Genomic DNA, 2,873 nt, shown 5'->3' on the forward strand with positions numbered 1-2,873 from the left:
AAGCTTCAGCAACTTCTGGATATCCTTCTCTATCAGCTTGTCTTGACATTGCAAGATACATTCCTACTTCTGTACATTCTCCAACGAAGTTAGCTCTTAATCCTTCTACTACTTCTTCGTCTATTCCTTGAGCAACACCTATTCTGTGCTCATCTGCCCATTTTAATTCTCCAGTCATTTCTTCGAACTTATCAGCTCCTACTTTACATACTGGACATACTTCTGGAGCAGTTTCTCCTTCATATATATAACCACATACTGTACAAACAAATTTTTTCATTTTAAATTACCTCCCCTGATTTTATATTAATTTAATTATTACATTCTTATTTAAAACTATAATCTTGTTTACAATATATATATACCACTTATTATTGTGTTTAAACAACTTTTTTAAATTTTATAAAAATGTAATTAATAAGTTTTTATAAAAAGTAACTACACTATCAATAATTTATTTTTCCAAGATATTAATGTAGAAGTAGGTAAGAACGCAATAGATATCGTCTATATAATATGACAAATATTTATAAATTGTTTACAACTTATTATCATTCCCATGATTTTTCATCAATTACACTTACTATGTGTCAAATTAACGATACAAAAAGCTTCGTCGTATTTCAGTTAAAATGTTATCCGTTTTTTTAACTACATTAATATTTCCATTGATTGTTGCTGTAATATGCAGGTTTATTACATATAATTTAGATTTATTCAATGTTTCTTTATCAGGCAGGTCAGGAGCAAGTCAGATTACTTCTAGTGTTAATCCATTAATAGTAATACTTGAGTATGTCCCAAATAACATAGATACTGTACTAATTACAATCAACATACCTGCGTTTACCACAACTCTTAATATGATAAAGGATGCTACAACTACCGTAGTTATCGCAAAATCAGAAAATACTTTATATTTAGACATATATAATTCTTAGTACACAATAAAACCACCTATTTTGCAGGTGGCTTTTATTATTTTGTTTACTTATCATATCTATCTTCCTGATCCTCATCTTTATCATTATCATGATTATAAATAATATCTTTACTAAACTCAATTATTTTACAAGTTGTAATTCATATTATGATCTACACCCTTGTATAATTCAAAACCTTTAAATGTAGCTCCTGATACTTTCTTCATCATTATTGATATTCTAAAAATTATTTTATTTTTAAGCGTCATATAAATACGTCTGATACCATATCGTAATCTTTATATTATGCTAAAGTTGAAGCTAATACTCCACTTCCAACTAAACCTGCATCATCACCAATTTCAGCTAATCTTATATCTATATTAACACCATCAAATACAAACTCTCTTACTTGACTTATAATTTTATCTATGTATTTAGGATTGTTTAATATTACAGATCCCCCCAAAACTATTACTTCTGGATCCACTGTAGTTATTATATTAGCTATAGCTTTGGATATATTTAGCACCCAAGTACTAATAATATCTTCATATTCTTTATTTCCTAACTCAGCCCTATCAAAAACATCTTTTGTAGATAAATCTAAATTTAACTTTTTACTAGCGATTCTACCAATATTTCTTCCACTACATTGACCTTCTACTGCACCTTTGTTTAATCCACTATGACTATATGTATCTTCATTAATAATCATATTACTTATTTCTGCTGCTATACTATTAAATCCGTTAACTATTTGGCCTTTATATATAAATCCTCCACCAACTCCAGTTGATAAAGTTATATAATATACACTTTCACAATTTTTTGCTACTCCAGCCATAGCTTCTCCAAATCCTGCAACATTTGCATCATTATTAACTGCTACTGGTAAATTAAATTTGTTCTCCATGTATTTCTTTATTTCAAAATTTTCCCATCCAATTAAATTTGGTGGATTAATAATTATTCCTTTTTTTAAATCTAAAGGCCCTGGGCATCCTACTCCTATAGATTTAATACCATAGTCCATCCATCTTTTATTAATTTCTTCGTACAAATTATCTAAGTTTACCATAGGACCATCAGAAACTTTATTTTCTATTTTAAATTTTTCCAAAATAGTATAATGTTCATTCATTATACTAGCCCTAATATTAGTTCCCCCAATATCAATTCCTATATAATAATCCATTTCATCCTCCAAAATGTTAAATTAGCCTAATAAATTTAATATCATTCTAATATTATCATCTATATAATTAATTCATAGTATTATTTTTTATCTTAATTATTGTCATAAAGTATATCAAATACCTCTTCATTTGATTTAGCATCTAATAATAATCTACATATGTCATCATCTGCCAACTTAATACAGATGCTAGAAATTATTTTTCCTTCTATACCAACATCTCCATATTCTGGAACTGCAAAAAGTATAAAGAAGCTTACAGGCAAACCATCTACACTTCCCCATTCTATTTCACAGTTAGTTCTTCCTACAACAACCGATGCTTTTCTTACATATTTAGATTTCCCATGAGGAAGAGCAATATGATTTCCCACACCAGTTGAACCTGCATACTCTCGTATATAAACATCTTTTAAAAAACCATCTTTATCATCTATGATTTTATTTTCATATAATATATCTGTTAATTCCTCTAATACACCTTCTCTATTAGTAGACTTTAAATTTAAATCTATAAAATTATTATTTAGTACACTATTATTTTTCATCTGAATTTTCAACTACATTATTTAATAAAAATTCTTCTATATCTCTTTCTCTTTCACATTCTAATATGTAGTTTACATATTTTCTTGAAGTATATAATCTATATATTGAAAGCAAATTTTCTTTCATATAATTGTAATCATTACATAAAAGATAAAAAGAAATGTCTTTATTTTTATTATCTATAGTAGTAATTAACTTATTAG

Annotated in this window: 5 protein-coding genes and 1 pseudogene; 1 reads left to right on the top strand and 5 read right to left on the bottom strand. The window is 27.2% G+C overall.

Annotation, left to right across the window (positions count from 1 at the left end):
* On the bottom strand, nt 1–280 hold a 280-nt coding region (locus J7G74_RS02065; RefSeq protein WP_443081636.1), incomplete at its 3' end, for a rubredoxin-like domain-containing protein.
* 352 nt (nt 281–632) lie between these two features.
* Between J7G74_RS02065 and J7G74_RS02070 the strand changes: the two genes are divergently transcribed.
* Nucleotides 633–941 carry a hypothetical protein gene (locus J7G74_RS02070; RefSeq protein WP_297131259.1) on the top strand — a complete coding sequence of 103 codons (309 nt, stop codon included), beginning with the start codon at nt 633–635 and terminating at the stop codon, nt 939–941.
* 128 nt (nt 942–1,069) lie between these two features.
* Here the strand turns inward: J7G74_RS02070 and J7G74_RS02075 are convergent, their stop codons facing one another.
* From J7G74_RS02075 to J7G74_RS02090, 4 genes and pseudogenes are all read right to left on the bottom strand, one after another.
* Nucleotides 1,070–1,192, bottom strand: a complete 123-nt coding sequence (locus J7G74_RS02075; protein ID WP_297131262.1) for a hypothetical protein — start codon at nt 1,190–1,192, stop codon at nt 1,070–1,072.
* Nucleotides 1,193–1,227: 35 nt separating this feature from the next.
* On the bottom strand, nt 1,228–2,121 hold the full coding sequence (locus J7G74_RS02080) for an ROK family protein (RefSeq protein WP_297131266.1): 894 nt from the start codon (nt 2,119–2,121) through the stop codon (nt 1,228–1,230).
* A 92-nt stretch (nt 2,122–2,213) separates the two neighbouring features.
* The gene (locus tag J7G74_RS02085; protein WP_297131269.1) at nt 2,214–2,669 is read right to left on the bottom strand and encodes a PTS sugar transporter subunit IIA; all 456 of its coding nucleotides are present in this window, start codon (nt 2,667–2,669) and stop codon (nt 2,214–2,216) included.
* Nucleotides 2,659–2,873 (bottom strand): annotated as a pseudogene (locus J7G74_RS02090) (BglG family transcription antiterminator); the annotation flags it as partial. The pseudogene J7G74_RS02090 and the gene J7G74_RS02085, both read right to left, overlap by 11 nt.

The organism is Terrisporobacter sp. (assembly GCF_017888745.1).
Taxonomy (GTDB): Bacteria; Bacillota; Clostridia; order Peptostreptococcales; family Peptostreptococcaceae; genus Terrisporobacter.

Bases quoted from the DNA above. Each gene is read 5' to 3' on its own strand.
- J7G74_RS02070 (WP_297131259.1), top strand. From the start codon at position 633: ATGTTATCCGTTTTTTTAACTACATTAATATTTCCATTGATTGTTGCT.
- J7G74_RS02075 (WP_297131262.1), bottom strand. From the start codon at position 1,192: ATGACGCTTAAAAATAAAATAATTTTTAGAATATCAATAATGATGAAG.
- J7G74_RS02080 (WP_297131266.1), bottom strand. From the start codon at position 2,121: ATGGATTATTATATAGGAATTGATATTGGGGGAACTAATATTAGGGCT.
- J7G74_RS02085 (WP_297131269.1), bottom strand. From the start codon at position 2,669: ATGAAAAATAATAGTGTACTAAATAATAATTTTATAGATTTAAATTTA.